Origin of the sequence: Staphylococcus argenteus, assembly GCF_000236925.1 — a bacterium.
GTDB classification, from domain to species: Bacteria; Bacillota; Bacilli; order Staphylococcales; family Staphylococcaceae; genus Staphylococcus; species Staphylococcus argenteus.
The window spans coordinates 1,823,517-1,846,361 of sequence record NC_016941.1; the positions used below are offsets into that span (position 1 = coordinate 1,823,517).

At 28.5% G+C, this 22,845-nt stretch carries 20 protein-coding genes and 8 pseudogenes; 15 read left to right on the plus strand and 13 right to left on the minus strand.

What is annotated here, in order from left to right:
* The first annotated feature begins 68 nt into the window (after positions 1-68).
* On the plus strand, positions 69-641 hold the full coding sequence (locus tag SAMSHR1132_RS08600; RefSeq protein WP_000414227.1) for a hypothetical protein: 573 nt from the start codon (positions 69-71) through the stop codon (positions 639-641).
* A gap of 197 nt (positions 642-838) precedes the next feature.
* On the opposite strand, the pseudogene SAMSHR1132_RS08605 reads toward SAMSHR1132_RS08600, so the two are convergent.
* From SAMSHR1132_RS08605 to SAMSHR1132_RS14440, 6 genes and pseudogenes are all read right to left on the minus strand, one after another.
* Positions 839-1,466: pseudogene (locus SAMSHR1132_RS08605) on the minus strand (ImmA/IrrE family metallo-endopeptidase).
* A gap of 113 nt (positions 1,467-1,579) precedes the next feature.
* Positions 1,580-1,759, minus strand: a pseudogene (locus SAMSHR1132_RS08610) (DUF1433 domain-containing protein); the annotation flags it as partial.
* 7 nt (positions 1,760-1,766) lie between these two features.
* Positions 1,767-1,943 (minus strand): hypothetical protein, encoded by a 177-nt coding sequence (locus SAMSHR1132_RS08615; protein ID WP_000375476.1) that lies wholly within the window; start codon positions 1,941-1,943, stop codon positions 1,767-1,769.
* A gap of 10 nt (positions 1,944-1,953) precedes the next feature.
* Positions 1,954-2,337 carry a hypothetical protein gene (locus SAMSHR1132_RS08620; RefSeq protein ID WP_000070811.1) on the minus strand — a complete coding sequence of 128 codons (384 nt, stop codon included), beginning with the start codon at positions 2,335-2,337 and terminating at the stop codon, positions 1,954-1,956.
* Between the two features lie 519 nt (positions 2,338-2,856).
* Positions 2,857-2,934: pseudogene (locus SAMSHR1132_RS14435) on the minus strand (hypothetical protein); the annotation flags it as partial.
* A 206-nt stretch (positions 2,935-3,140) separates the two neighbouring features.
* Positions 3,141-3,329, minus strand: a pseudogene (locus SAMSHR1132_RS14440) (DUF1433 domain-containing protein); the annotation flags it as partial.
* A 451-nt stretch (positions 3,330-3,780) separates the two neighbouring features.
* On the opposite strand from SAMSHR1132_RS14440, the gene sprA1 reads away from it, so the two are divergent.
* Positions 3,781-3,876: a type I toxin-antitoxin system Fst family toxin SprA1/PepA1 gene (gene sprA1 / locus SAMSHR1132_RS14115; RefSeq protein WP_001801861.1), complete on the plus strand. Its 96-nt coding sequence runs from the start codon at positions 3,781-3,783 to the stop codon at positions 3,874-3,876.
* 122 nt (positions 3,877-3,998) lie between these two features.
* Complete coding sequence (locus tag SAMSHR1132_RS08630; protein ID WP_042355399.1) at positions 3,999-4,100, plus strand: hypothetical protein; 102 nt, start codon at positions 3,999-4,001, stop codon at positions 4,098-4,100.
* Positions 4,101-4,234: 134 nt separating this feature from the next.
* Here SAMSHR1132_RS08630 and SAMSHR1132_RS08635 read toward each other — a convergent pair whose 3' ends face one another.
* Positions 4,235-4,687, minus strand: a complete 453-nt coding sequence (locus SAMSHR1132_RS08635; protein WP_000428250.1) for a DUF1433 domain-containing protein — start codon at positions 4,685-4,687, stop codon at positions 4,235-4,237.
* Positions 4,688-4,724: 37 nt separating this feature from the next.
* Here SAMSHR1132_RS08635 and SAMSHR1132_RS08640 point away from each other — a divergent pair, with 37 nt between their 5' ends.
* Together SAMSHR1132_RS08640 and SAMSHR1132_RS08645 are read left to right on the plus strand one after the other, a co-directional pair.
* Positions 4,725-6,335 carry a hypothetical protein gene (locus SAMSHR1132_RS08640; protein ID WP_001026719.1) on the plus strand — a complete coding sequence of 537 codons (1,611 nt, stop codon included), beginning with the start codon at positions 4,725-4,727 and terminating at the stop codon, positions 6,333-6,335.
* A gap of 14 nt (positions 6,336-6,349) precedes the next feature.
* Positions 6,350-6,649 carry a WXG100 family type VII secretion target gene (locus tag SAMSHR1132_RS08645; RefSeq protein WP_000095394.1) on the plus strand — a complete coding sequence of 100 codons (300 nt, stop codon included), beginning with the start codon at positions 6,350-6,352 and terminating at the stop codon, positions 6,647-6,649.
* Between the two features lie 126 nt (positions 6,650-6,775).
* Here SAMSHR1132_RS08645 and SAMSHR1132_RS08650 read toward each other — a convergent pair whose 3' ends face one another.
* Together SAMSHR1132_RS08650 and SAMSHR1132_RS08655 are read right to left on the minus strand one after the other, a co-directional pair.
* Positions 6,776-8,041 (minus strand): restriction endonuclease subunit S, encoded by a 1,266-nt coding sequence (locus SAMSHR1132_RS08650; RefSeq protein ID WP_000072359.1) that lies wholly within the window; start codon positions 8,039-8,041, stop codon positions 6,776-6,778.
* On the minus strand, positions 8,034-9,590 hold the full coding sequence (locus SAMSHR1132_RS08655) for a type I restriction-modification system subunit M (RefSeq protein ID WP_000028684.1): 1,557 nt from the start codon (positions 9,588-9,590) through the stop codon (positions 8,034-8,036). The genes SAMSHR1132_RS08650 and SAMSHR1132_RS08655 overlap by 8 nt, the downstream gene beginning before the upstream one ends.
* Before the next feature lie 469 nt (positions 9,591-10,059).
* Between SAMSHR1132_RS08655 and SAMSHR1132_RS08660 the strand changes: the two genes are divergently transcribed.
* The gene (locus SAMSHR1132_RS08660; protein WP_001093223.1) at positions 10,060-10,638 is read left to right on the plus strand and encodes a DUF4888 domain-containing protein; all 579 of its coding nucleotides are present in this window, start codon (positions 10,060-10,062) and stop codon (positions 10,636-10,638) included.
* 413 nt (positions 10,639-11,051) lie between these two features.
* On the opposite strand, the pseudogene SAMSHR1132_RS08665 reads toward SAMSHR1132_RS08660, so the two are convergent.
* Positions 11,052-11,309 (minus strand): annotated as a pseudogene (locus tag SAMSHR1132_RS08665) (BsaG family lantibiotic immunity ABC transporter permease subunit); the annotation flags it as partial.
* 204 nt (positions 11,310-11,513) lie between these two features.
* On the opposite strand from SAMSHR1132_RS08665, the gene SAMSHR1132_RS08670 reads away from it, so the two are divergent.
* Entirely contained in the window at positions 11,514-11,987 is a 474-nt protein-coding gene (locus tag SAMSHR1132_RS08670) for a DUF6978 family protein (protein WP_000769002.1), read from the plus strand.
* A 4-nt stretch (positions 11,988-11,991) separates the two neighbouring features.
* Complete coding sequence (locus tag SAMSHR1132_RS08675) at positions 11,992-12,783, plus strand: DUF1828 domain-containing protein (protein WP_001014057.1); 792 nt, start codon at positions 11,992-11,994, stop codon at positions 12,781-12,783.
* 126 nt (positions 12,784-12,909) lie between these two features.
* On the opposite strand, the pseudogene SAMSHR1132_RS08680 reads toward SAMSHR1132_RS08675, so the two are convergent.
* Positions 12,910-13,527, minus strand: a pseudogene (locus SAMSHR1132_RS08680) (beta-channel forming cytolysin); the annotation flags it as partial.
* Positions 13,528-14,834: 1,307 nt separating this feature from the next.
* Between SAMSHR1132_RS08680 and SAMSHR1132_RS08685 the strand changes: the two are divergent.
* From SAMSHR1132_RS08685 to SAMSHR1132_RS08710, 7 genes and pseudogenes are all read left to right on the plus strand, one after another.
* Positions 14,835-15,431: a hypothetical protein gene (locus SAMSHR1132_RS08685; RefSeq protein ID WP_000595636.1), complete on the plus strand. Its 597-nt coding sequence runs from the start codon at positions 14,835-14,837 to the stop codon at positions 15,429-15,431.
* Between the two features lie 158 nt (positions 15,432-15,589).
* Complete coding sequence (locus tag SAMSHR1132_RS08690; protein ID WP_000711489.1) at positions 15,590-16,936, plus strand: DUF4041 domain-containing protein; 1,347 nt, start codon at positions 15,590-15,592, stop codon at positions 16,934-16,936.
* Between the two features lie 256 nt (positions 16,937-17,192).
* Positions 17,193-17,541 (plus strand): annotated as a pseudogene (locus tag SAMSHR1132_RS13835) (IS30 family transposase); the annotation flags it as partial.
* Positions 17,524-17,760 (plus strand): DUF6978 family protein, encoded by a 237-nt coding sequence (locus tag SAMSHR1132_RS08695; protein ID WP_000617701.1) that lies wholly within the window; start codon positions 17,524-17,526, stop codon positions 17,758-17,760. The pseudogene SAMSHR1132_RS13835 and the gene SAMSHR1132_RS08695, both read left to right, overlap by 18 nt.
* A gap of 20 nt (positions 17,761-17,780) precedes the next feature.
* On the plus strand, positions 17,781-18,557 hold the full coding sequence (locus SAMSHR1132_RS08700; protein ID WP_000848312.1) for a DUF1828 domain-containing protein: 777 nt from the start codon (positions 17,781-17,783) through the stop codon (positions 18,555-18,557).
* Between the two features lie 397 nt (positions 18,558-18,954).
* Positions 18,955-19,449, plus strand: coding sequence for a hypothetical protein (locus SAMSHR1132_RS08705; RefSeq protein ID WP_001253322.1), 495 nt, complete (start codon positions 18,955-18,957; stop codon positions 19,447-19,449).
* Positions 19,450-19,521: 72 nt separating this feature from the next.
* A pseudogene (locus tag SAMSHR1132_RS08710) lies at positions 19,522-20,567 on the plus strand (tyrosine-type recombinase/integrase).
* 453 nt (positions 20,568-21,020) lie between these two features.
* On the opposite strand, the gene seg reads toward SAMSHR1132_RS08710, so the two are convergent.
* A complete protein-coding gene (gene seg / locus SAMSHR1132_RS08715; RefSeq protein WP_000736714.1) occupies positions 21,021-21,797 on the minus strand; it encodes a staphylococcal enterotoxin type G in 777 nt (258 codons plus the stop codon).
* Between the two features lie 284 nt (positions 21,798-22,081).
* Positions 22,082-22,837 carry an exotoxin beta-grasp domain-containing protein gene (locus SAMSHR1132_RS08720; protein ID WP_001236365.1) on the minus strand — a complete coding sequence of 252 codons (756 nt, stop codon included), beginning with the start codon at positions 22,835-22,837 and terminating at the stop codon, positions 22,082-22,084.
* Positions 22,838-22,845: the final 8 nt, after the last annotated feature.

Sequence of the window (22,845 nt, forward strand, 5' to 3'; positions counted from 1 at the left end):
ATATTGATTTTATTCTTTCTAAATTACAAGTATTTCATTTTATAAAGTTTGAAAAGAGGTATATTGAAATGGAGAAAAACGAATATACAGCTAAATATAATGAATATAGTCAATTATTAGACGCTACTTACTCGCAAGCTGTAACATACCTTTTAAATAAATATGGCGCTGTAACCGATGACTATTATAAGGAAAAATCATACACGCGATTTTTAAATGGAGAAATCAAAAGTATTTCAAAAGGAAAATACACTAGAGCTAACGAAGGATTATATTGCCATCACATAAGCGAGGACAAATTCCAAAATCTATCTGACCTAAGATTCATTTCCGAATTTAAGTACTCATACGACTATCAAAAGAAAGAAAACTTAGTTTACTGCGATTTAATCGAGCATTTAATTTTACATGCAATTATTACAAAAGAATCCGATGGCCAATTTGGCGTGGCTGGATTATGTCAAATGATCAAACCAACAGTCATTGATTGGTACATTGACGAATATAATCCAAAACCAGCATGGATGCAAGCCACCAAAGCACGTGCCTATTTGCCTGGAATATTAGTAGAGAAATTACTCATTAAAATTGACGATATGTTAAAAGGAATTGAAATATATGATTTCCTTGAGTCGCGATAAATGATTAATGGAGATTTATTTTTTGCAGTTGAGATTTTGTTATAGATGGTTAAACCTGTAATTAAATATATTTTATAAGAATAGACCACTCATACCAATCTATAAAAGGACAATGTTTATAAATGAGTTTGCCTGGTCTTGAATTGTATTAGTTTTCTTTTGGTTTTAATAAATCGACTAGATTATCACAATATTTATCAAATATGTATTCCTAAATTATACAGCCTTAATCCAGCGGCTATTTTCGAAACTTCCAATTTAGATGATATAAGATTTAATAGTTTGTTTCGTTCTTTTTCAGATAAACCAGAATTTAAATTGATATTATTGACTTCATAAAAATTATAAACTAATGCCTCTATTTGCTTTTTAGGCATAAGTAAGTCGACTGAAAACTGATTTACGTCGCTTTCATAAATCATTTCATGTAAATTCTTTAGACTATTATCGTTACTATCTTTATATTTGTATAAAAAACGGCCAAGTTCACGAGCTATTGCAAATCTAGTATTATTAATTGAGTAATTATTATTGATATAAATCGTTCTTCCACTTAAATAACCCGAAGTATTACCCTCCATTTTAATATATTTAACTTTTAAATTAAGTTGAAATAATAGCTTGTCTATGTCAATAGCAAAATATTCAGAAGTAATAAACAGTTGATCCATTTTGTCCTTAACTAATAACTGAATTAATTGAACTATTTCTGGTTCTAAAATATCTTCATAATGAACTTTCTCAATAACTTTCAATTGATTCCCCACCCTAACTAAAAAATTAACCTACATCATTTAATAAATTTATAACTATAGGTGCAAACATTATTAAAATAAAACCCCTTCACTACTATATGTAACGAAGGGACATGAATTCAAAATAAAATACCTTTTTTATAAATTTATTATAATATTTTTCATTATACTGTACAACCGAATCTAATCCAACGATCCCGAATAGAAGAACAACGGTGGCTCGGCTTCATATTCATTTTTGTCCAAGTGTTCTTTTTCAATTATTTGATTGACGGTTTTCCAATTTTTTACTTCTTGCTCTTTTAAAAAATGGCTATGAAAAATTCTATCCCCATAGATTTCTTCATAGCCAATGCTAATTTGTTTCATGTCATTTCTTTAAAATTCCTAAAAATATATAAACTAAAAGCATAAGTAACACAGCAAAAATTGCCGAATATATAATTATTGAAAAAGCATTGCTTTGCATTGGAACTAAATAATTTAAAGTACAAAATAATAATAATGCTAAAATTCCAACTTTAAGTGAATATTTTAATCTATCCATAAAATCACCCTTACTGATATCCCCATTTTTCTCCTGTCAGAACGTATTCCCCGGCTGCATTCTTTTTAGTTTTTAATTTTATATATATTCCCTTACTAGTATCAATATTCGATGCAGCTATAGATCCAAGGAAACCACCAACACCTGCGCCAACTAAACCTCCTGTTAGTGCAGAAATAACGCTAATAGCCCCCGCACCTAAAGCAGCTATTGTTTTTGTATATGCAGAAGAAAGATATAATGTTGCAGTATCTTTACCTGTTTCTACATATTGAGTTTTACCCGCTCTCAATTGGTCTTCAGCTTTATATTTTTTTATTTCTTCTTTTGTAAATATATCTTCCAGTTTATAACCTTTTTTCTCAAGTTCATCAAATAAATTTTGGTTACTCAAATATATTACCTTTGCTTGAGAATGGTCTAACTTATCTTCAGCATGAGCTACATCTGAATTATAAGATAATGAAATTGGACTAACAAATAATACACCAGCAGCTAATAATAAAGATAATTTTTTTGAATACTTATCCATAGTAAAAACCCCTCTTGTAAAGTTATTCCCTATCAACATCCCTAAACACAATATATCATAATAATAATTTATCACCAATAATTAAATACATTTCAATCAATATATTTTTCAAATTTCTAAAATATGCATCTAGTGTCAATAACGCTTCACAAATGTGTATTTTAACTATTTAAGATTGTCGTGTTTTTAGTACTTATTCACTTTTAAAATCTTTTTAGTCAGTATGATTCTTCTATAATCTTTAAGATTTTCAAAATTATTTACTAGCTTCCTTGTGAATTGTTGGTTGTGATTTAGAAATTCACGGCAAAAGTTCAATATAAAATATTGTTTTTAACTTTTAATAACAGTTTGAGCGGTAGCATAAATATATAGATAAATCTAAAAATTACGCCTAATATTTGACATTTCGTTCTTAATTATTTTCTTATTATATTTGTCATCATCATAAAAAACATTGTTTGTTCTGTAATGATTATTTAAAAATACTCATGTTCCTTAATGTTTTTGAGGGTGATTACACTTTTTATTAGATTATACAACCGAATCTAATCCAACGATCCCGAAAAGAAGAACAACGGTGGTTCCGCTTCATATTCACTTTTATCTAAGTTTTCATTTTTTTCAATGTCTACTTTGAAGGGAGTATTTCAGTAAGCATTCACCGGGCTTTTTTGAAACTTTGTTATTTTCATAGACTTATAGTGATTCAGGTTATGCTTAAAATACAAATCGATTCGCTTTTCTTGTGTCTCAATATAATGTTCTTTTTTACTTTTGTGAAACGCGTATGCAATAACAATTAGTACTATTAATAATGCAACAACTACCACAAATACATATCTCTTTTTCATTTTAACCCCCAAAGTTTAGTATTTATTTCTTATAGATTTTAGATTTCAAAAAACAATTCACTTTGACATGCTATCTTTTTTCTATGTTCCGTTTACGCCCCTCATGAAACGTTGTTTCAAAATACTTTTAAAAATTATTTGCTTGACATAATTATAAATACATAAAATAACGCTGTTATATATGGCGGTTATAAAATGTAGGAAAATGGCGAAATGAAAATGCTGTATTTCCTAACGTCAAAGGTGTTAAATCATACTCGCGTATAATTTCACTTCTTGGCTTACCATTTTCATATAATCTAACCATTTATAACTTAAACTCTGAACTAAATGTTCTTCTTTCTTAAATTAACAAAATCTACTCTCATAGAATTTGTCCAATTAGATGATATAATAGTAGAGTCGCCTATCTCTCAGGCGTCAATTTAGACGCAGAGAGGAGGTGTATAAGGTGATGCTTATTTTCGTTCACATCATAGCGCCAGTCATCAGTGGCTGTGCCATTGCGTTTTTTTCTTATTGGCTAAGTAGACGCAATACAAAATAGGTGACATATAGCCGCACCAATAAAAATCCCCTCACTACCGCAAATAGTGAGGGGATTGGTGTATAAGTAAATACTTATTTTCGTTATCTCAATTATACTGCTAATTTTTCTTTTTGTAAAATATGCAAGGTTTTAAAGAGAAACATCAAGAACTAAAGAGTGCTCTATGCCAAATTGGACTGATGCGTTCAATATCGGAAGTTAGAAAACTAAACATTGCTTAACTTCCTTTTTACTTTTTGGAGCGTAAAGTTTTGAACATAATAATATACGATTGCACAAATGATTGTAATTTCCATAACCAAAAGACGTGCGTTTAACATATAAATCATTAAATTATCTAATCTATTCATATTATTTATTCAATTGGACCTGAAAAGAAAAATAACGGTGGCTCGGCTTCATAATCACTTTTATCCAAGTGTTCTTTTTCAATTATTTCATCCACTGTTAATCGGTCTTTAGCATCTTTCTCTTTCAATAATCGCCCTATTTTTTCTTCCTTATACCCTATGCTACTATTAAACTGATTTCCTTCATCTCCTGTATTTATATATGCCTGAAATTTATATTGTTTATCATTATTTATATATCCTTTAATAAAGTATGCATCCACCGGACTTTTTTGAAACTTTGTTATTTTCATAGACTTATAGTGATTCAGGTTATGCTTAAAATACAAATCGATTCGTTTTTCTTGAGTTGAAATATATTGATTCTTCTTATTTTTATGAGTAACATATCCAAAACACAATAAAAGTGTTAATATTAATATACATGAAATCAATATTTTTATTTTTTTATTTTCCATTTTCAACCTCTCAATTTTATTATTAGGAGTGAATTTGATGAATATATCAGATAAATTATCAAGACACATTTCTCAAATTTCATACAATACACATGAAATTGATAATATCATTTCATATCAAGGCCAAGATTACAAAGTCATCGAAAAACGCGACGACACCCAAAATGGATTTAGGGCATATGTTTTCGCTCCAGTAATCAAAGGTAAAGTTGATAAGAGTCAACTTTTAATAGGTTATGCTGGCACTAACCCATATAGTCTAAACGATATTCGTACTGATTTACAACTTCCCATTCATCATAACACAAATAACCTAAAAATTAATAATCATTATAAAGATTTAAATAACTTAACTATCCACAAAAAATACAATACAATAAATGATAAAAATGACCTGTTTAGTTTTTCTTCTGCGTTATATTCTAAATCACTTTTAGGTAATCTATGGGTAGCTAAGTTTGCACCTACTCAAATGGACGAAAGTGATGCATTTACTGAATCAGTTAAAAAGAAATATCCAGATAGTGAAATTCACCCATTAGGACATAGTTTAGGTGCATTTCTAGCTCAATATAATTTAATAAAACATAATCTGGATAACGGTACAACGTTTGCAGCACCTAACGTATACCATTCATTTACTGGCGACTTTAAAAAAGACATTGATAATGGTGTCTATGATTCAAAAATACGCAATATTGGCCATTTTGATGATCCTATTAATAAATTGAATTTTTTTAATCCTCGTATTGGCAAAAATATTACAGCAATGCCACATTATGATGGATTTATAACTGCCCTTCCTTTGATTGGTCAACACACAATTGAATCTTACAATGATTTCGATGCAGATGGTAATGTGAAGGAAATGCCAGAACTTGAACAATTTAATGATGATCCATCTCTTACTAATAGATTTCAATTATTTGACCCATTTGGTATAAATAGCAGATTTTTCGACTCTATTAAAATCGATAGTTCTATATTAAATAGAACAAGTGAAAATGATTTTGATCCTTTTGCTATTCTCAATAAAAAAGATAAATTATTCGAATCAAATGATTTTGATATAGAAGGATTTAATAATAAACAAAAAGAAGATTTAAGTATTGATTTAAATCCTTTTGATGATGAACTAAATGATGATGACGATCCATTAATTCCCAAAAGAGACGATAGAAAAAAATTAAAAGCAGAAAAAGAAAGCTCTGTTAAAAAAGGTAAAGGTGGTTCCAAAGATTCAGGCAAAAAAGTAAAAATTCAGCCTGATGAAGTGCGTAATATCGCTAACACAATCCGTGATAGACTAATTTTGTATACTCAAATAATTACTGCATTGGATGAATATAGAGAAGAAACAATATCAGGGGGTAATCGCATTTTAGATAAATATCAATCGGAGCTTCTAAGCGGTCCACATGAATTTATAACACCTTATGATCTTGAACAATATATGGAGATTTTAGCAGTTGAGGGAAGTTTAGGAAATTTCAAGTTTTATAATAATGGTTTAATGGATGACTTAATTCAAGAATTAGATCAAAACAAAAAAGACTTGTTACAATTTGCTGAAAAACTAGAATTTGCTGCAAATAAATTCGAAGAAAAAGATTTAGAAGAAAGCGATGTTTTTGGACTATTTAGTTAAAGAGGGTAATTAAAATGAGCTCAAAAGATGCAAAAAAAAGTCAAGAAGAAGCTAGATTGCAACAATTAAAGCAAGAGATGCGTAATAGTACTGATAATATGGTTAGCAATGCTAAAAATAATGTAGCATTAAAATCTCAAACATTAAATGAAATCATTGAAACAATTAATAATTCTTCGCAAAATTTAGAAAGTACATTTGAAGGAAAAGCAAGCGAAGCAGCCCAACAAAGTATAAATAAACTCAAAAACAATAACGAAAATCTTAAACAAAAATTTGAATCCCTATTAAATACAATGAAGATAAATGGATAATATAGAGGTATTATTTATTTAACTGTACTTTTTTACACATTACGAAAATCCCCTCGCTAAACAAATAGTGAAGGGATTTATGTTAACTCATATTCTATGCTGAACTAAATATCAAATTTAATACTATTATATAAACATTTTTTGAAGTAAAACCTGCTTACATCGCTTGATATACATTATTTTTTCTTGCTGCAATTCAATTAGTTTTTCATTTCTATTAAAAAACTGTCCCACTTTTTCTTGTTCGTGATTGCTTGGCATATTCAGTGTCTGAGATTTGACAATTTCTGAATTTAAATTAACCTGACTACCTGGTTGACCGTATTTACTCCATTTATCCTTGAAATATTCAAGCCAATAGTACATAAAGAATAAATTAAACTTAGGCTTTAAAAATATTAAAAATCCATCATGAACTCCCGTTTTCACAAAATTCATTACAGGTTTTCCAATACTTGCCGCAATACTTAATAATAAATGTGTTGTTACTAAAACCCTTGTTTTTTCTTGACCTTCAATTGATAATTTTTGTTCCAAATGATAAATTTTCCCGTTTTGATTTGTAACATCAGAAATTCTTAGCCATCCTATATCTGATTCTTTATTAAACCATTTAGGATCTTTAATAGGTCTAGGAGAAGCCCCTCGTACAATTTGTGATAATTCCCCTAATTGCTTCTCTTCCCAATCTGGATAATCATTACCATTCTCATCTTTGAATCGCAATTCTTGTGAAAAGATTTTCTGCATATAGCCTTTTTTCTGTTGTTGAAGTAATTCAAGTTTTTGTTCTTCTAGTACAATTTGTCGGTCAAGTTTGCTGAAGAATTGTCCTATTTTTTGTTGTTCTTTTAGTGTTGTGGTTTTTAAAGTTAGACTACCTAATGTACTTAGTCCTATTCTCATTCGAGTTGACCCCGAACTATTATCCTCAACTTTTTTTCTAAAACTTTTTCTATTTATACACTCAAGTACAAACTTTGTATTGAAATGTACTGTGTCAACACTTAATCTTATCCCATCTGAGGCCATTAGATATTTCCCTATATTATTATCCGGTACAATCGCTGCTCTTGCTATAGGATCTGCCATTTTAGCAATAACTATATCTCCTGGAAATACATTACAACTTTTAAGTACTTCTGCTTTCTCATTAGATGTAAAGACCTTATTACTATTATAGAAATATCCATCTCCAATGTTTTGAAGTTGAATAATTTGTATCCCATCAGTTGTATAGTCAGATTTTTTTAAATCAGAGCCAAAAGGCCCACCTGTATAACTATATTTATCCTTAGGGTTTCTTAACTCTCTTAATTCCTTCTCTTCCCATTCGCCTTCAAATCCTGGGAATCTCAACTCTGGCACGTTCATTTTTCCTGTATTACTCATCTTTCAACACCCCAAGTTCTTTCAGGTATACATTGATTTCTTGTTCAACTTCTGCGATTTCTTTGTCGATATTTTTCAAATCTTGTTGGACTTGATCTAAATCAATTGGCGCTTCTTCTTCGAATGTATCGACATATCTCGGTATGTTTAGGTTGTAATCGTTATCGGCAATTTCTTGTAATGTCGCGCTGTAGCTATATTTATCAATCGTTTCTTTACGCTTATATGTGTCAATAATGCGATCGACTTGGGCGTCGCTTAAATGGTTTTGATTTTTTCCTTTTTCAAAATCATTGGATGCATCGATAAATAGTACGTTGTCGTCTTGTTGGCGACATTTTTTAAATACTAAAATACATGTTGGAATACTTGTCCCATAGAAAATATTGGCTGGTAAGCCAATCACAGCTTCTAAGTAGTTCTTTTCTTCGATTAAATAGCGACGAATGACACCTTCTGCGGCACCACGGAATAATACACCATGTGGTAGTACAACTGCCATGGTACCTTCATCGTCTAGATAATGTACCATGTGTTGAATAAAGGCAAAGTCTGCTTTGGATTTTGGCGCAAGTTTGCCGTAACCGCTGAAGCGTTCGTCATTTTCAAATTTTGAATCTGCTGACCATTTCGCACTGTATGGTGGGTTCGCTATAACCGCATCAAATGCATTGCCTAAAAAGGCTGGATTTTCCAACGTGTCATCATTACGGATATCGAAATTTTCATAACGTACATCATGTAACAACATGTTCATACGTGCTAAGTTGTATGTGGTATTGTTACGTTCTTGGCCAAAATAACGATACACTTTCGTCTCTTTACCAACACGTAACAGCAATGAACCTGAACCACATGTTGGGTCATACACGTGACGTAATTTATCTTTACCGTCTGTGACAATCTTCGCCAGTATCTTAGATACTTGTTGTGGTGTATAAAACTCGCCTGCTTTTTTACCTGCTGTCGCCGCAAAACGCCCGATAAGGAATTCGTATGCATCGCCTAACATATCAATTTCCATGTCGCTGTGAACGAATGGTAAATCGTCAAGATTAATCATGACTTTTGAGATTAGTGCAGTACGTTCTTTCACATTGTTACCTAGTCGCGTTGAACTCAAGTCCATATCGCTGAACAGTCCGATAAAGTCATTTTCACTTTCTTCACCTAATGTCGATGTTTCAACTTTACGAATTGCCGTCGCCAGATGTTCGATATCGAAATTTTGTGTTTCAATTTCACGAATCATCGCGCTGAATAAATCTTGTGGCTCAATGAAGTAACCGACTTGGTCAATTAATTCTGCTTTTAAATCTTCACGGTATTCTTCATCTACCCATGCTTCTTGATACGTGATATTTTCACCTGCCAAGGCATCTGTGTATTCTTGTTCCGCTTTTTCAGATAGGAAGCGATAGAAAATCAAGCCTAAAATGTAATTACGGAATTCACTCGCATCCATGTTCCCTCTTAAATCATTCGCAATCGACCATAATTTTTTATGTAATTCAGCTTGTTGCTGACGTTGTTTTTCAGTAATAGACATGTGATTCCTCCGCCTTTGAATAAGTAATTTATCTCTTTGTGTAATAGATTTATTATAACATTTGGTTATGTTGCGATGTGGAGAATTTTGGTGATAATAATGGAAAGTTATTATTATAAAATCATGGATGGAAAATTTTTGTAGTCGCGTTGTAAATTTTTCTAATCCTCTTAATATCATCTGAAGTTTCAATGGTATTAAATAAATGCACATCTATACATAAGTAGAACAAATAATTGTATTTGTTCAAATCATTTTATTTACATTTATATTCCCTAAAACACTTATCAACATTACTATTTCTCTTCATTCTTTATGATTAGGATAAAAAATTATATTAAAAAATTATTCTAACTTTTAGTTAATAGTCATTTAATACATTTGTTATTTTTAGTTAATTGTTTTTCTAAAAAATTATTATTATATTTGCATTGTAAACGTTTACAATATAAAAAGAGGAGCAATTAAAATGAATACAAAATTGTTAGGTAAGACATTAGTAGCCAGCGCATTAGTTTTAACGACATTAGGAACAGGATTTCATTCTTCATACTTAGGATTAGATACAAATAAAGTTGTTAAAACAGCAAAAGCAGATAGTTTAACTGATGGGCAATTATGGCTAGGCGTTAAAAAATCTCTAATTGATGCACAAATTATTAGCGGAAATAAAGATGAAGAGGTTAAAGTTAGTTATGTACGTAATGATGGACAATCAAGTAGTGTAACTGCACATGGTGATACTAACAATGACTTTTTCAATAAACCAAGTGATTTCTCCAAGTTATCAAAAATTGATATTACAAGAGTGAATATTGGGGGGAATGATTTTAATACTACACTTTCTGGAAAAGAAGCATGGGAAAAATTGACGAAGAACCTTCTTGAAAATGGATTAGTAAAAAATGGTGAAAGCGTTACAATATTTAATACTGACACTTCAAAGTCAACAGTGACTTCTGTTACTGGTAAAGTGGGAGAAGGAGTAACTAGTGGTGGCGAAAACACATTGACTAAACGCTTCATCGACAAAATCACAATCGAATAAATAAATTCTTAATACCCTTTCTTACAAACCACCTAACCCATAATAGATTAAAACGTCATTGATTATTTAAAATAGCGGATAAAATAAAAAACCATTCCGCATTAACTTTGGCAAGTTGGAATGGTTAAAAAATATTTTTAGAAGCCAGCGTTTGGCTTACTAAGACGACATGTTCGCGCATGTCGTCTTATTTTTACATTTATATAATAACACGCAATTCAATAAAATGTCTATCCAATAAATCACAATTGCATTCAAGATCAAAAACTTTACATTTAAAGAATCAGACATAATCAATCGCGCCTAATACCCCTTCTGTCCAAATACAAAATCATTTTGCATTATTGTCTATCAATTCTCTTTTCTCCCTTTTTAACACAACTAAACTCCATTTTTCACCAGCGCTACAATTCCTAGTCTTTAATCGTTCTGCCACTCCATTTATTGAATCCTTTAAAGAGTAAAACTGCCAATAGCAACGTGATAATAATATAGATTACCATTGTCATCATCACTGGTATATTGCCTTCAATATACATATATACATAACGCGTTGCATATGTGATTAGTAAATAGAACCACGAATGATCTCCGAGCACTTCTAATCCAAAATAGACGTTAAAAATAAACATTAAAATGCCGACAACAATAGCCATTACGTCTTTAATAAAATGAAAAATTTAGAATTAATAATAAATTCATTTTTACATAAGGACAAAACTTCTCAAGAGTTTTTAGATATTGAAGCCATTACCGAAATAGAATGTAACACTAAAAAATTATTAAGTTTATATAATACATTTGCATAACTACTTGTACTGTAAATAATATATAAGGATTTACGACCATAAAATGTAAACTAAGGAGATATCTAAATGAAGTTGAAACTGAATGATAAAGATTTCAATTATTTACTAAATTTAAGTAAAGAAATACTTGAACAATACAACATTAAATTAGTTGACACTTGTAAGGGAGATATTAGCATTACGTCAACTAACACTGAATATTGTTTTATTTTAAGTTATTTTTTAAAGCCCGGAAAAGCAACTATAAATTTTAGAGAATGTCGTTACAATCATTGTTTGTTAAGAATAAATCTTAATGACGGTTTTCATAAAAACTCTAATAATGTGAAAATAAGAGGAAATAGAATTAATATATTTTCTGAAAAGGAATTTAAAGAAAAAGATGATGGAAAAACATATATGGTTGCATATCCTTTACCCTATAAATTATTTGAAGATAGCTCTGATTTTATTAAGCAATTATTTACAATGCTTAAATATACAAAAACTAATCATAATGATAATATTAAAATTGAAACTAATATATTTATGAGGTGGTGAAACTATGAATGGCAACATAATTAAATCTATTAGTGAGGACTATTTTGATTATTTACAAACAGAATCAAAATTTGTCCCATTAGAAAACGAGACTATAGAATTTTATTCACCTATCGTTGATTATTTTGGAGATTCTATTTCTGTTAATATATCTTTTTCAGAGAATCGATATAAACTAACTGATCATGGAGAAACATTGTGGAACATGGAGCAATTTGGTATAGATTTAACTAGTCATAAAAAACAAAAAAAGTATCAACTCCTCAATAACATCGTACAAAATTATGGTCTAGTCATTGAAAACAAAAGCATAAACTTTTATACAAATCGAAAATACTTATCTCAAGCTATTCATGATTACGTTTTGGCTATTTCAGAGATTAGTTATTTGGGGATATTAAAAAAAGAAAATATTAAGTCATTATTTAAAGACGAAGTGATGCAATATTTTCTATCGAATAGAAAGATTTATCCTAATGTATTTCCCGAATTTAAGGTTGAGGGAAAATCAAAGTTAATCCATAGTTTCGAAGCAGTATTTCCAGGAGAAACTACAGAGTATGTTAAAACAATTAAACGAATCGATAAAAACAATGCAAAAAATGCCCTTTTCGATTGGGAAGATGTTGAAGTACATAGAAACAAAAATTTCGATTCAAATGCTAGACTAAATATCATAACAGAACATCAAGATGATATTAGTGAAGCAGTTTCAACTATGCTGTCTCAATATAATGTAGAAGTATTTTCATTAGAAAATAAAAAACAACTAGAAAATAAGTTCAGTAGAACATAAATATGTTGAGAGAATCCTACTTTAATTTTTAAACTTAATAATCTATTAAAAATAACATGAGAGAGTACTTTTGTACTCTCTTTTTTATGTAGAAATAAATTTTAAAATCTCACTTCTATTAAACACCATTTCTCTTTGGTAAGTTACTTTGATTTTCGATTTTTTGGCATCATTCTGTTTGTGAGAAAGAACACCGATAAATTCTGGATTAAAGTTTCCACGTGAAAGTATCGGCATTCGGTCTGTTGGTAAGAATTTTTGACCTGCATTTGAGCTACTTTGTCTGCCACCTAAAAATAGTTCATTGGCGTATGTTTGGTCGTAACTATCTCTACCAAATGGTCCCCAACCGTTATTCATAATTTTGTGTGCCTCTACTCCCCAGCCAATTGATTTATGATTTGTCTTGCTATCAATTGTTGTTCTTTAGCTTTCTTTTTTATAATTGATTGTTTCAGAAAATGATTTTGATCCATTTCCTCCACCAGATAAACCATTTGATATATTAATATCTCCACCATATGAATAACCTAATGTTTGTTGAACTCGGAATTCTTCGTTTTGGTTTTTAGGTGCATAGTCAACAACATTTACAGAATCATTGGGCTGTGAACTAATAGAAACATTATATTTTGCCCCCCAATAAAATTGTGAGTATTTGTAATCATTTGGATACGGCTTTTTATAACCTGAATTAATATTCCCTGCAGCTTTAAGTACTAAATCATAACTTTTATCTTTTAAGTTTTGTACTCAAAAAGCACAATAAAGTTAACACACATCAACTCTTTCGCTTATAAATTCATATTATTATAACTGAAATGGTGTGTGTATCATTTCGTAATATCTCTTGCTTTATCTAAAAATTTAAATGTATGATTTAGTCGAATTAAAAGCATATATAAATTTACTATCAACTAAAATTTCACCCTAAAAATAAAAAACCATGATTTCGAAATCTTCATATACTGAAGTTTCTACTCTCATGGCAATTTATACTATGATATTCAATTATAATGCCTAGTCTCATAGTAAACGGCTACTACATTCGCATGTACTTCGTTTTGCTGTCCACGCATGGTCGTTGACTTATTTATATTATAATATAAATATTTTATTTTTCAATACTTAATATTAAAAATACCCTTCTATAACATCATTAAGTTGATGAACTTCATCTTTAAATGTCATTATACATTGTATAAAACTATATTACAGGGTATTAAATTGACAATATACACTTTTGGTTGTGTATGCATGTCGCAATTCTCCTTATCATGGCTATTATTCTATATAATTACAATTTTAATTATTGACTTGAAAAGTTATAAACATAAGTGTCAAATAATGCTAATTATGGTAAGTTAATATTACATTAAGTAACATCAAAATTTACAAATATAGAAGTAAATTCTTAACTTTCTAATTATGAATCATAATATTATCTTCTTGGAAAAAATTTAATTAAGACATAATTTATCAAAAGTACTAAAAGTAGAAGTCTATATAAAGGAACCAATTAGCATAAGTTGACGAATGGAGACATCTTAGACCAACCCGAAAATTTGAAATTATGGACGTAGGCAAGGCTTTAGTCCAACCGTTTCATTGCATGAATTTGAAAAAACACGTCAGATACCTATATATAATTTCCGAATATTAGCATTTAAGTAAATCATAAATTTTAGAAGTATTATAATAATATATACCATTAAAACCATTTACTAATTCATTGCTCTAATTATGCAGTTAACTTTCCGCAATAAGTCCAAAATATGTCTAATGGATAAAAAATAATCAAAACTTTAACTTTAATCAATATTGATCTGCAAAAATTTAACACAAGCTAATACAATGATTAAACCGACAGGAATTGCCAATGATACTGGTAAATCAGTAGAAGAAATGATGTGTAGAAGTTCACAAGTAAACTAGAAAATTGGGATTAATTAAAATTTGTTTCAACCTTTATACATACTAAGCAAAATTACACACTTTATCAAAATAATATTAATTTCGCAAAATTTAGCTTATATGGAGGATTAATAGAAATGATAAAACAGGTTCTAAGAAAAAGTTTAAATACAGTAAAAGAACATTTCGATAAAAGTAACTTCCAAAAAAACTTAATATTTTCACTTGTCATATTCCCATTCTTATTTGTGCCTTACATTATAATAGATATACTCGTACATTTATCTAATAATCAAGAATATTTTAAGTTATTATCATCTATTTCACATATATTTTTAATGTTCTTTGTAACAGCAATAAGTTTATACATTATACTTTCTATACCTTTAACATCTAAGACATGTAGGAAATCTAGCTTTAGAAAGATTAGTAAAGTTATAATTTATTTTTTAGTATTTTTTTATATCCTAAGCCATCATATCAATATAGATATTTCTAAAATGGACTCTACTTGGCATTTTTATGCGCTTTTTTTATGCTTTTTTATTATTTCATATAAATTAACTGAAAAAGTAATGAAGGTATGCAAATGGATATTTAATGAAGAATCAAATAACGATGAAGGCTTAAGAACTCAAAAATTATTTTTTATAACGACTGTGGTTTTTGGTACAATAAGTATTTTCTCAACAATTGCAAACGTTTTAGTAGCAATAAAACAATTTCTAAATTAGTTATATCAACTAAATAATTAAAGGTAACAAAAATTACATAGTAAAAGCGATAGTAGATTATTAATATAGCATTTGTTTTCACTGTGTCAAAACTCAAAACAATTAAGCCATAGAGAGTATTAAAATACACATAAATTCAAATTAAGGAGAATAGGAAAATGAAAAAAGAAATTTTAAAAAAGCAATGGGTAATATGGACAATCTTAGTAACATCTTTCTTTAGTATAGGAACACCAGGTATAGCAATAATCCCATTCAGTTTATCAATATATGCATTATCTAAATTAATACTTGTTAATAAATTTGTAGAACCGGATTTAGTAACACTTCAAAACTTGAAAGAAAAAAATAAAAGTATCAACATTGAAAATCAAAAAATTAAGCGTGAAATACAAGAATTGAAGAACCTAAAAAAAGATTTAATATCTAGTATAGAAGAAGGTACTAAAGAACTTGAACACATTACTAGTTATTTAAATGATGAATTATTTAAATATGATATAGAATTAACTTATCCCTTTGATTTAGTTGAAGTAGACTCATCTCAAATTAATACATATATTAAAAAATTACAAATGAAAGAAAAAGAATTACTAAATCTTGAAGAAGTGAAAATATTTAATGTTTCTACAGAGAATAAGAGACATCAAAATGCACAGGCCAAGCAAATCATACGATTATTTAATGCTGAAACTTCTCAATTAATTAATAAAGTAAATTGCAAAAATATCGAAAGCATGCAGAACAAAATATTTAAAAGTTATGAAGGGATAAATAAAATATTTGAAACGGATAATGTACGTATTCCTGAAACTTTACTTGACATAAAACTTGAGATGTTAGATTTAATGCACAAATATCAAGTTAAAATAGAAGATGAAAAAATCATAAGAAGAGAAGAACGAGCTAGATTGAAAGAAATAGAACAAGCAGAAAAAGAAATGGAGAAAAAACTAAAAGAGCTTGATAAAGACATTAGACACCACAATAATGAAATCAAAAAGCTGACAATGTATTTAAATAACACAGATTTACATGTCGAAAAAGAATTATATATTGAAAAGATTAGAGAATTAGATCAATCACTCAAGTATTTAAATTCTGAAAGAGAAAATGTAGAGGACAGAAAAGTTAATGCTCAATCAGGATTTGTTTATATAATATCAAATATCGGTTCATTTGGAGAAAATGTTTATAAGATTGGTGTAACCCGTAGATTAGAACCAATGGATAGAATTAATGAATTAAGTAGCGCATCTGTTCCCTTTGAATTCGATGTGCACGCTTTAATTTTCTCTGAAAATGCTTTTGAGCTTGAAAACAAATTACACGAATACTTTAAAAAATATAAAGTTAATAAAGTTAACGGAAGAAAAGAATTCTTTAAAGTTAATATTAATGAAATTAAAGATAAAGTTTTATCAGAACACAATAGCACAGTTCAATTCATTGACGAACCAAAAGCTATACAATACAGAGAAACTTTAAGATTAACTTCACTCTAAAAATTTGGGTAGCCCACCTACCCTTATTATTTTTGCCAATTTTTAGGAAGATATCATATATCAATAATAAAACAACCAAATGGTAAAAACTTTTATGGTTTTGGATATGAAGATATGTATTATAAAAAGTAATTATTTGTTAATCAATACATTGTAATATTAAGTGCAACCCAAAAAAAGTTCATAAAAATGCCCGCAATGGGCACTTTATTGTAAGATGTTAACAACCACAAAAACACATATAAGTATTACTAATATGAGCTATAACCATCTTTTACTTACTGAACACACATGTATAGAGAAAATTATTCTTTAAGACCTATTGCACGTAAATTAAAACGTTCCGCATCCACTAACTTACGTGAAATTAGCAGAATTAATATAAATAAGTTATATCAAGCTGAAACAGCTCAAAAGAATTATGTAACTACAGAAAACTTTGTGTTCGTCCTACTCGACTTACTCCAGAACTTGGTAATATCATTAAGCAATATTTAAAATAACACTATTCTTATGAATTAAACGTGATTCGATTTTTTAAAACCGATTTTCTTTTAAAATCAAGTATCTATGGTTTAACCACTTATATGATTAGGTTCGATGTTAAAGGTAGTGATCATGCAAATCCACCAAATAACGAAAGAATACCTACGCCACATATACACATTTATACTGAAGAATATAATAATGGTGGTATTGCAATCCCATTAAAAGATATTAAAGATTTAGAATTAACAGATGAAATTATGGAATCATTAGAGTTCTTTATGAAGTATCCTAATATAAAACACGATAATGTTATAATAGAACCAAGATTACTGTAAAAGAAATGGAGGGATAATTAGTGAAAACTATCGAAGAAAAAATGAACGAATATTTCAACTGGTTAAAACAAAACTATATCTTCAAAGAATTAGATAGTTCTACAGAAATTACTACTCCATTTAAAAATCATTTGAATGATTTTATTAGAATATATGCTGATACATTACCAAATAATGAAATTCGTCTATCTGATGACGGATTAACGATTAATGAATTAGAAATGTTGGGTATTGATATAAACACAAAAACGAGAACTAAACTGATACAGAGTATTTTAAATCAATTTAATTTAAAATTAGTTGATAAAGAAATTACAGCAGATATTAAAAATGAGAGTTTTGCTCAGTCTAAACATAATTTAATTCAAGGTATATTGAAAATTTATGACCTTACCTTAACTACTAAATCTAATGTTACAAACATGTTCTATGAAGAAGTATTTGAATTCTTATATGACCAAGAAATAAGAGGATTAGCACAAGTTTCTGTTTCTGGAGAATCAGGTTTAAAATATTCTATTGATTATATTGTTTCAGAAACAAAATCACAACCAGAAAAACTAGTTAATTTTACAAATAACTTAGATTTTAACAAAATAACAAATGAAGCATATATTTATCGAGACATCAAACCAAACAGACCATCCAGAAACAATTTAGAACCTATAATGTTAATAATAGTAAATGATATAGATTATCCGATAAATGATAGAGCACAAACTGTAGCAGTACATGAGAACCTTGAGATTTTAAAATGGTCTAATAAATCAAAAATCATTGAAACTTTAACCTCATAAATTAACAGTAATCCCCTATTCTTATTTTTTCAATTTTTAAATCTTATCGTCCAAATGAAAAAACAAAAATCTTTTTCATTTGGACGTTTCATTTAGAACAAAAAAAGAGCAAGGTCAACGCGACAGAAAATTAATTTCTTGACACGTAATTGACACTTGCTCTTTTGAAATACTAATATTTCATTGTAATTCCGTTAAATTAACGGAGAGTTAATAAAATCTTTATACTAATAGTCTTACCTTTTCAACATATTATATTAATAGATTGTACTAAAGTTTCAATTATTTTATAATTATATGAATGAATAGTATACACTTAGTTAGACAAATCTAAAAATTTAGATATTGTTTAATATTAAAACTATTGATTCACATATAAATAAAAGGAGATAACAGCATGAGGAGATTATTCTATCTATTACTAGCTAGTACAATGATTTTAGTAGCATGTGGGGATGCTAGCAATGAAAATAAGGAAATGAAAGACGATAAAAAGTCAGAAGTAAAAAAAGAAGCTAAGAAAAATAATGATAAACCAAAGAACGAAAAAAAGAATCAAGATATAAACAAAAACAATAATGAGCAAGTTCAAAATTTAAATAATAATCAACCAGTCTTAAATAATAATAGTGAACATAGCAATCAACAACAAAGCAATAAAAACAATTACACAGTTATAGAAAATGGAAATACAGTTACAGAAATTTATAATGGACAATCACATACAACTACAAATAACCATATTAGAGAAGGATATGTAGAGGGAGAAACAGACCCAATATATAAAAGAGAATATAAGCATTTTTATACACCTGAAGAAGCTCAAAGAGCACAAGAAAATAGCGACCAAATTTTAAGAGAAATGGGTCTCGAACCAGAAAGGTATGAATAAAATAAAATTAAATAATAAGGGTAGCTCGCCTACCCTTATTATTTTTTGCCAATTTTGAGGAGGAGAAATAAAGTGACATCATTTACTATTACAAAAAGGCAGAATAAAACGTCAACATCTTGGCAATACGATGTAAATCATCCGTCTTTCAAATCAGGAAGGAAAAGAAATTCAGGCTTCAAAACTAAAGCAGAGGCAACCAACGTCGCACAACAATTGTTTAGAGATTTGGAGGATGATAATAACATTGAAGATAATAAAAAGTTTACAGAATATTACAGTGACTGGATAAATTTAAAGTATAAAAAAAGTTATCCAGCAAACCGTTTTATTGGTATGAAAGATCCATTAGGATATTTAGCAAGTTTTCCGGAGAAAACATGCTAATAAAAAATATAACACGAAGTGAATATCAGAGGTTTTTAAATAAATACGCACAAGGCCATAACGATGAAACTGTGAGAGAGATTCATGGTTGTTTAGCAAGATGTATCGGAGACGCATTATATGATGGCAATTTTAAAAAAGACCCTACCTATGACGTTAGTATCAAAGGCACTGAAAAAGCTATAGATGAGAATTTTAAGTATTTAACGATTAAAGAATACTTAAAATTACTAGAGTACTTTAAAAAGGAGATGAAGAAAGTTAAATTTTCTGTATCTATTGGGTATTACTGGTGCAAGATATAGAGTTGTTATCAATATGACTTACAATGATTTAAGCAAAGAAAATGGTATAGTTCATTTACCAGGAACAAAAACAAAGAATTCAAAACAAGAAGTTGAAGTTAATTCAAGAGATATTATACACATAAATTCAAAGTTAGCTAGATTACCAAATAGAATTAACGGAAAATTATTTTCGGTTATTCATACATTGGTGAGTAAATCATTAAAAAAATCAAAAGAAGTAATAGAATTAAATAATGATTATATCACTCCCTATTCACTTAGACACACTCACAAATCTTCTTTGCTATCCAAAGCCATACCGATTGAATATATGAGCAAACGATTAGGTCACTCTAGAATATCATAAACGTTAAACACTTACTCGCATTTACTTGAAGAACAAAAAAAGAGCAAGGTCAACGAGTCAGAAAATCTTTTTCTTGATACGTATATCACACTTGCTCTTTTAAGAATCTGAACATTTCATTGTATTTCCGTTAAATTAACGGAGAATGCGGATTAGCTCTATAGATTTATCTCTAGAGTGTTAAAAAATTGCACATTCTTAAACAGTCAAAAATGTCCGTTATTAAATTATCATTTCCACAGGACAATCATATAGGTCTAAAGATTATAAAAGTGAAAAAACATTAAAAGAATTAAAATAATAAACCGCTAAAAAACGACATTTTCAAACCGCTATTGACTGTTAACACAAATAGGTTTTTAGACATATTTTTATCAAAGTAATATAAAACATATTTAGAATAAATCAATGAGAAAAATTAAATAATTGAACTGGTAATAAACTAACTATTTACATGAATCTATAAAACACTTAGAACAAAAGTTCGAAAATCGCACATTATGATTGTATAGTGATATCATATATACTTATCAGTGAGTATTAAGAAATACTTCCATTTTAATACTCTTAGAATCAACAACTTTATTATCTCCGTATATATTTAAAAACTTATAAGGAACAAAAGGTACTAGTTCTTTTTTAGGAAATAAGTCAAACCAAATACTCGCTTTGTTCTTTTCAGTAAATTTTATATATCCAGATTCAAATGCAGAACCATCAAACTCGTATAGCTTTTTTTCTTTAGTGAGCCAGTGTCTTGCTTTGTAATCTAGCTCTTGAATAGTAACCATATTCTTATTTGTAGTTATTGTAAATCCAAGTGATTGTCTATTGTCGATTGTTACCTGTACAGTAATTAATTTATCTCTTTCATTTTCTGAACTATTCAAAGTAAGACCACCATACATACAACAACCTCCAAAATTTTGGTTTATATCCGGTTCATGTTTAGGTATTATACAAGTATAAAAATATGGAACACCAAAAATGTCTACTTTTTTACCTTTATAATTGTTAGCTAATTCTGTATTTTTTAATTCAGTTTTAACCTCATTATAACTCTTATACTCAATTGGAAATATTAAATCATGAGATAAAAACTGTCTAGAATTGACAACTCCTCTTCCTTCAACAGGTGGAGACATATAAAGATTCATTACATTTCCCATAGTTCCCTTATTAATTTTATAATCACTTACTTTATTTAGTTCGTCTAATTTAGGATCGGGTTGAGCATTCGCATATTTTATATTATATAAAACTATTTCTAGAATCAAAATAATAATTACAGTAGATAATTTCTTCATAAAACCTCCTCTAACTTATTCAGTCTATTTGAAAATGAAACTTATTATAAATTCACGCTTATAGATAGCTCAGGTTGTAGTATTTCGATAGTATTAGTTTTAAAACTAAAAATTCAATATTATAATAAATTAACATTCTATTTATCATTATTCTTAATATCAACAAATAATTTTGAATCCGTATTCAAGATAATATATAAATTTCTAATTTTACTACAATTTAAATCATTGTACCCCTAATATAATAGTTTATTTTCGTGATTAAGTTGATAATCATCAACCACTTAATCTTTATATAAAAATACATCTATATGATAATTAGATGAGTTGACTGTTCTATTATCACCATAAAACTGAAAAAACTCTGCTCCTACTGAACCTTTTATGTTATATAAATCATAATAAAATGAATGATCTTGATTATTATGAGAATGAAAGAATATGCATCCTTTTTGTATATTACCGGTATCTTTATTGTATATTTTATATAAATTTTCTAATTTAAATCGAACTTTAGTATCTAATTCTTGTACTGTTACTTTAGCTTTTTTGGTTTTTATCACAAAACCTTCTTGTTGGGCATCATCTTTAAATACATTAACACCTATAACTCTTTCTTCATCTAATTGATTACCATCATGTATCGTAACCCCTCCGTATAAGCATGATGTTTTTTCCCCATGCAATCCTACACATTTATTACCATAATACAATCCAAAAATATCTACATTGCTTCCTTTATATTGATTAGCTAAATCTAATGAATTAAATTCAACTTTCAAGCTAGACGTATTAAGCTCTGCTATAACTATATTTTTAAATATTATTGTATTATTTAGTAGTTGATCTGAACTAATTACATTTGACTTTTCTAATTGCCACGTTATATCAGTATAATAGCTTGTTAAATTAAATAACTTACTACTATCTAAATCAGATTTTTTCTTTAAATCATTTTTGTCTACATCGGCGTTAACATAATTATTATTTATAAGACATAATAAAGTTATTATAATTAAAGCTATGTAGAACAATCTCATAAACTTTT